We start from the raw sequence: 6,325 nt of genomic DNA, 5'->3' as shown, positions 1-6,325 counted from the left end.
CCCCTCAAGATGAGATTTCCCAGTATGTAAGACCCCTTGAAGACGACGAGGTTGATAGGTTCGGGGTGGAAGCACAGCAATGTGTGGAGCTGACGAATACTAATCGGTCGAGGGCTTATCCTATTAGACTTGATTGCTCATACAAGCGTCAAGCAACCAGCTAAAGTAACGTGAAGCACTCTTTCGTATCCAGTTTTCAGGGTACAAAAACCTTGGATTTATACATATTCCCTGATAGCTCAGTCGGTAGAGCACTCGACTGTTAATCGAGTTGTCACAGGTTCGAGTCCTGTTCGGGGAGCCAGTCATGGAGAAGTACCCAAGTGGCTCAAGGGGACCCTCTGCTAAGGGGTTAGACTGCGTAAGTGGTGCGAGGGTTCGAATCCCTCCTTCTCCGTTTTATAATCAAGGCCCGTTGGTCAAGGGGTTAAGACACCTCCCTTTCACGGAGGTAACAGGGGTTCGAATCCCCTACGGGTCACCATATGCCGTTGTAGCTCAACTGGTAGAGCAACTGACTTGTAATCAGTAGGTTGGGGGTTCAAGTCCTCTCGACGGCACCATTTTGCGGAAGTGGCTCAGCGGTAGAGCATCGCCTTGCCAAGGCGAGGGTCGCGGGTTCGATTCCCGTCTTCCGCTCCATTAGTATTACGGGATGTAGCTCAGCTTGGTAGAGCACCTGGTTTGGGACCAGGGGGTCGCATGTTCAAATCGTGTCATCCCGACCATTTATTGCATATTTAACAAAGCTGCCGAATGATAGGCGGCTTTTTTTAGTTTTGTTAAGCCCGCATTCGCGATTGCGAATGCGGGCTTATTTTCTAGCACGTTTTTTCTATAACATACATCGTTTCTAGACGTTGACCGGCGCCGTGATGCGGTCGATGCGAACATGAAATACGTTCATAGGCGTTTCGACGGGGATAACATCGCCCCATGTTCTTAAAAGCAATTTTTCCGCAATGGGAGATAAAAAGGAAATGCGATTTTGCCCGGGATCCGCTTCCTCCGGAAAAACGATGACGAAGGTGTCGGTCATATCTTCCTCCGTATAGGTTACAGTCACGGTACTGCCGATAAGAACTACGTTTTGCGGCTCCTCGCCGGAATTCAGCAATTCAACCAGTGCGTCTGTGTAGGCATTAAGCATTTTTTCGGCATTTGTCCGTCTGCCATCGTATTCCGGGAAGTGGGTGTTTAAAAATAAGACTTTCTCCTCGCGGAGCCGGATGAGCTGGTGATAACAGGCCTCGACATCTACTTCTTTCTGTTTACTATGGCTCATAGTAGATTTCACCCCCTGGGTGCTGATGGCCGCCATGGAAGACGATTTGAGTTCGTTTACTCATTTTGGATTCCTCCCGATAGTAGGATAAGGCCTCCGAGGGAGGCCTTACCTGTATTGTATCAGACTTACAGCGGGAATACCAAAGTTAACTGCATAGCGTCTAAAGCGGCAGGGAATAGTAGGCATACGGTAAGGTTGAAGCAGGCAAAGACAGCAATTAAGAATTCGGGGAAGGGGTCTTGCTGAAAATGAGGATAAAATCCGGCGGTATCGCCGTTTTATTAACCGTTTTAGTATTGGCATTTGCGAGCATTCTTCACGCTCTGCCGGATCGCAGTGCGTTTGTGTTAAAACAGGGGCACTCAGAGGAGATATCGCTTTTGCAAACGCTCGCGGCTAAGCTGGTTCAAAGCCACAACGGAAATCAACCGTCCGCTTTTCATTTTGGCTTCAAAAAAAGCGTAAACGGCAAACTTCCCTCCATTGACGAAGAAGGCTTTAAAGATATTCTGAACAAGCATGACTCTTTATTTCTGGGAAATACGGAACGCAAGGACTTGTACCTGACCTTTGATAACGGGTATGAAAACGGTTTGACGCCGGCAATTCTGGACGTGTTGAAGGCTAAAAAGGTGCCTGCCGCTTTTTTTGTGACCGGACATTATGTGAAGGATCAGCCGCAACTTTTGAAGCGTATGGTGGATGAGGGGCATATCGTTGGCAACCATTCCTGGAGCCATCCCGACATGTCGCAGCTATCCGAAGGCCAAATAACTTCTGAGCTTGAGCGGGTCGATGAACAAGTTCAGCATATTACCGGTCAGAAAAAAATGCAGTATTTAAGACCCCCAAGGGGTATTTTTAATGAACGCGTCCTTTCTGCAAGCCGGAAGTTAGGCTACAGAAGCGTATTTTGGTCCATTGCTTACAAGGATTGGGATGTCAATGCGCAAAGAGGGGCCGGGTTCGCTTTTGAGCAAGTCATGAAACAACTGCATCCAGGAGCGATCATGCTTCTTCATTCCGTTTCCCGCGATAATGCAGAGGCTTTAGGCAGCATCATTGATAAAGCCAGAGAGCAAGGGTATACCTTCCGCAGTCTGGATGAACTGGTTGCGGGAGACCTGCCCGGAGGCATGGGATTATTTCCTTAAGCGCAATTCGCGCTAACTTCACCGCCTGTCTGTTAAACATGCTTCGCTGCATGTTTAACAGACAGGTTTTTTTGCATCTATCAATAAAATACAATGCGGCAGGTTAATAGAATGGAATGAGCCTGCCTCATTGATCACGTATACTTATGGTGAATTATGTAAGCGCTATCAAATCTCTTAAATCATTTTGGGAAAGGGAGATGGTTGAGCATGGGGAATATGGGGATTCAGTCGAGGGCAGGGAGGTTTATAATCGGGCTGGCCATATTGGCGCTGCTGGGACAAGCCATTCAATTTGCCGGTCCGGCGCAGCGGGCGGATGCGGCAATTGGACCGGCGGATTTTTTGAAGACGGATGGCAGGTTTATCAAAAATAATAGCGGAACAGGAGACATTGTAACCCTTCGCGGAACAAACGTTGGAGGCTGGCTGGCTCAAGAGGACTGGATGTCGCCGTTAGGCGAGTTTGCGGCCGACCGTACGGGGTGGAGCGTGACTGCATCCTCTAATCTTGCTAATGCAGGCAATGTGATTGATGGAAGCAATACGACGTATTGGGATACCGGGGCTAATCAAACGAGCGGGCAATGGCTGCAAATAAATTTAGGCGCGCCGACGTTGTTTAACCGGATCTATGTTGATGCGGGAGGCAGGACGGGCGATTATCCGAGAGGTTTTGCCATCGAAGCATCCAATGACGGTTCTACTTGGCGAAATATTGCCAGCGGAGCTTCTGTAACGGCCAATACGGTTATTCGCACCATTCCGCAGGTGGCTCAATATGTGCGTGTCAGTCAGACTGGAACGGCATCCAGCTGGTGGTCTGTGGCGGAATTTAATCTTTTTAACGATCCCGTTCTGAATAATGGTACCTTTACCGCTTCCGCCTTTGCCACGGGGTCCGGCACTACAGCAAATGCAGCCGTGGACGGGAATGTAAATACCAGGTGGACAAGCGGAGCTGCACAAGCAGGCGGCCAAACCTTTACGATGAATCTGGGCGGGAACAGGGAGGTTAGCCGAATTCTAATCGATGCCGGCGCGACTTCAGCTAATGATTATGCCAGAGGTTACGAGGTTTGGGGGTTAACAGACGGAGTATGGACTAAATATGCAAGCGGAACCGGCACTTCGCGATTCATCCATGCGGAGTTTTGGTGGTCCTACTGGATGAGCGAAATCCGAATTGTGCAAACGGGCAGCAGCTCCAACTGGTGGTCGATCGCCGATGTTGCCGTGTACTCCGGTGGCAGTCTGGAGCGAAGCGGATGGACGTTAAGCGCATCGTCCAGCGCAACTGGCTCAACCCCCGCAAATGTAAGGGACGGCAATCCGGGAACCGTGTGGACGACCGGCACCGCTCAGGCTAACGGGCAATGGTTTCAGATCGATCTTGGCTCGAAAACGACCTTTAACCAAATCGTGCTGGATACGGCCAAAAATTCGGGTCAGGAACAGGATTATCCGCGAGGATATACCGTCCAGGTTTCGCAAAATGGCAGCACATGGACTACTGTTGCCACTGGGCAAGGATTGCGCAAAGCAACGCCGATCAATTTCCCCGCAGTGGGCGCAAGATACATTCGCATCAACCAGACGGGAAGCGCAGGCAACTGGTGGTCAATCGGGGAATTAAACATCAGCCTGAACAATGATGACTATTCCCTGTATTCGACGCTGGGGCAGCGTTTTGGCGCTTCTACGAGGGAAAGTCTGTATACGACGCATCAGAATACATGGATCGTGGAAAGCGATATCGATGTGATCAAAAGCATGGGCATGAATGTGATACGGGTGCCGATCGCATGGTTTGAAATCATGGACGAAAACGGCGCGATCAAGCCTGGAGCCTGGAGCAATATCGATTGGATCGTCGCCGAAGCGGCTGAGAGAAATATGTATGTACTGATTGATTTGCATACCGTTCCGGGAGGAGGTTGTCCTTGGGGCAGCTGCGGACGCGTCGGCCCCAATCCAAATGCGTTTTGGACTACGCAAGCCTATCAGGATATGGTCGTTGATATTTGGAAGGCAATCGCGGCCCGTTATGTCGGCAATCCGGCTATCGCGGGTTACGACCTGATCAATGAACCCTTGATCGATTATTCGGAGGATACGGATGACGTCGCTCAAAAAAGCGCGTATTACGACCGCCTGTACGATGCGGTGAGGGCGATTGATCCCGATCATACCATTTATCTCGCTGCATTTTTTAACTGGAGCAGCATTTACGCGCCGGGCATTTACGGTTGGGAAAATGTTGTTTATGAAGTTCATCCCTACGATATGCCCAATGGGAAAGATGCCGACGCGCAGAATACGCTGGTTGAATCGACGGTAGCGCAAGTTGGCGCAATCCAGAACGATCCCAATTGGAATATACCGATTTTGCTGGGCGAATATTCGCTCTATCACTATGATGATGTTTGGGCCAAGTTTATGTCAGGTTTAAACGCCTTGAATATTTCATGGACAAACTGGTCGTACAAAGTGCGGCAGGACCATTACCAGGGAGCAGGCGGCTATTGGGGCTTCTACAATTCCAACAATAATCCCCTCCCGATTATTAACAACGATGCTTCAGCGACAATTGCCGCCAAGCTGGGACAATTCGGCACGTCGCAATTCGCGGCCAACTCGCGGTTCATTGATGTCGTGAGCCGATTTGCGACTGGTCAACCCTGGATGGCAACCGTCCCAATCGACAAAAGCGGCTGGACGGCAACGGCATCATCGACAGAGTCTGGGGGATCTCCTATGAACGCCTTGGACTGGAACCCGTCTACCCGCTGGAGCAGCGGTACGGCGCAGGCTTCCGGTCAATGGTTCCAGGTCAACATGGGAGGAAGAAAAGCGTTTGATCAAATTTCCTTTGAGACGGGAACCTCTAACAAGTGGGATTACCCAAGGGGTTATCAGGTACAGATATCAAATGACGGCGCAAGCTGGACAACCGTAGCATCCGGTCAGGGATTTGGCTGGAAGCAGGCGATTGTGCTAGGTCCTCAATATGCTCAATATATCCGGATCACGGGAACGGGCTCCTCGCATGAATGGTGGTCCATCTCGGAATTCCACGTCTATTCCGAGCCGTCTCTCGACCGCAGCGGCTGGACGGCCAGCGCATCCGCCACGGGGGCAGGAGATTCAACTACCGGACCGCTTGACGGCAGTTTGACGTCGCGCTGGAGCAGCGGGGCGCCGCAGAGCAATGGACAGTTTTATGGGGTCGATATGGGCAAGGCGCAAACCTTTAACCGTTTGCTGCTGGAAACGGGAGCATCATCCAGCGATTATCCGCGCGGCTACGAAATCCAAGTCTCCGGCGACGGGACGAATTGGTCGACTGTTGCTTCAGGCGCCAACGGAAATGCAAACCTGCTGATCCAATTCCCGGTACAAACCGCTCGCCATCTTCGCGTTGTGCAGACGGGAACGGCAAGCAGTTGGTGGTCGATCGCGGATCTCCAGATTTATGGGGAAAAGGAGCTGTCGCGGACAGGATGGACAGCATCGTCATCGCACAGCGAAGTCGGAAGCAGCCCGGCCAACGCCTTGGATGCCAGCGAAACGACGAGATGGAGCAGCGGCGCAACACAGGCAAGCGGCCAGACGTTCCAGGTCGATATGGGGGCAAACCGGTGGTTTAACCATATTGTGATGGAATCCGGCTCAAGCACAAGCGATTATGCAGGGGGCTACGTCATTGAAGTATCTTCAAACGGCTCCAATTGGAGAAGCGTAGCAAGCGGTGAAGGCCGTTCCGCAACAATATCGGCAAATTTCCCTATTACGGAAGCCCGTTATATCCGGGTGACGCTTAAGAAAGCTTCGCCAAACTGGTGGTCGATCAGCGACTTCCGGGTATTCGAGTAGGAGGGGG

Annotated in this window: 3 protein-coding genes, 6 tRNA genes and 1 rRNA gene; 9 read left to right on the top strand and 1 reads right to left on the bottom strand. The window is 51.1% G+C overall.

What is annotated here, in order from left to right; translation table 11 throughout:
• The 7 genes from ACX93W_RS10805 to ACX93W_RS10775 all read left to right on the top strand — a co-directional run.
• Nucleotides 1-123 (top strand): 23S ribosomal RNA (locus ACX93W_RS10805); the annotation flags it as partial.
• A gap of 105 nt (nt 124-228) precedes the next feature.
• A tRNA-Asn gene (locus tag ACX93W_RS10800) sits at nt 229-304 on the top strand.
• A gap of 5 nt (nt 305-309) precedes the next feature.
• Nucleotides 310-397: transfer RNA gene (locus ACX93W_RS10795), tRNA-Ser, on the top strand.
• Between the two features lie 12 nt (nt 398-409).
• Nucleotides 410-484, top strand: a tRNA-Glu gene (locus tag ACX93W_RS10790).
• 3 nt (nt 485-487) lie between these two features.
• Nucleotides 488-563: transfer RNA gene (locus ACX93W_RS10785), tRNA-Thr, on the top strand.
• A gap of 4 nt (nt 564-567) precedes the next feature.
• Nucleotides 568-642 (top strand) — tRNA-Gly (locus ACX93W_RS10780).
• 9 nt (nt 643-651) lie between these two features.
• Nucleotides 652-728 (top strand) — tRNA-Pro (locus tag ACX93W_RS10775).
• Between the two features lie 125 nt (nt 729-853).
• On the opposite strand, the gene ACX93W_RS10770 is transcribed toward ACX93W_RS10775, so the two are convergent.
• The gene (locus ACX93W_RS10770) at nt 854-1,285 is read right to left on the bottom strand and encodes a GreA/GreB family elongation factor (protein WP_459392360.1); all 432 of its coding nucleotides are present in this window, start codon (nt 1,283-1,285) and stop codon (nt 854-856) included.
• 251 nt (nt 1,286-1,536) lie between these two features.
• On the opposite strand from ACX93W_RS10770, the gene pdaA reads away from it, so the two are divergent.
• Together pdaA and ACX93W_RS10760 are read left to right on the top strand one after the other, a co-directional pair.
• Nucleotides 1,537-2,442 carry a delta-lactam-biosynthetic de-N-acetylase gene (gene pdaA / locus ACX93W_RS10765; protein ID WP_459392359.1) on the top strand — a complete coding sequence of 302 codons (906 nt, stop codon included), beginning with the start codon at nt 1,537-1,539 and terminating at the stop codon, nt 2,440-2,442.
• A 210-nt stretch (nt 2,443-2,652) separates the two neighbouring features.
• Complete coding sequence (locus ACX93W_RS10760) at nt 2,653-6,318, top strand: discoidin domain-containing protein (RefSeq protein WP_459392358.1); 3,666 nt, start codon at nt 2,653-2,655, stop codon at nt 6,316-6,318.
• Nucleotides 6,319-6,325: the final 7 nt, after the last annotated feature.

This window comes from Paenibacillus sp. CAU 1782 (assembly GCF_054551715.1).
Note: the sequence above shows the minus strand (reverse complement) of the source record. Positions and strands in the feature narration are given on the sequence as shown.

Coding starts and splice junctions, on each gene's coding strand:
- pdaA (WP_459392359.1), top strand. CDS start 1,537: ATGAGGATAAAATCCGGCGGTATCGCCGTTTTATTAACCGTTTTAGTA.
- ACX93W_RS10770 (WP_459392360.1), bottom strand. CDS start 1,285: ATGAGCCATAGTAAACAGAAAGAAGTAGATGTCGAGGCCTGTTATCAC.
- ACX93W_RS10760 (WP_459392358.1), top strand. CDS start 2,653: ATGGGGAATATGGGGATTCAGTCGAGGGCAGGGAGGTTTATAATCGGG.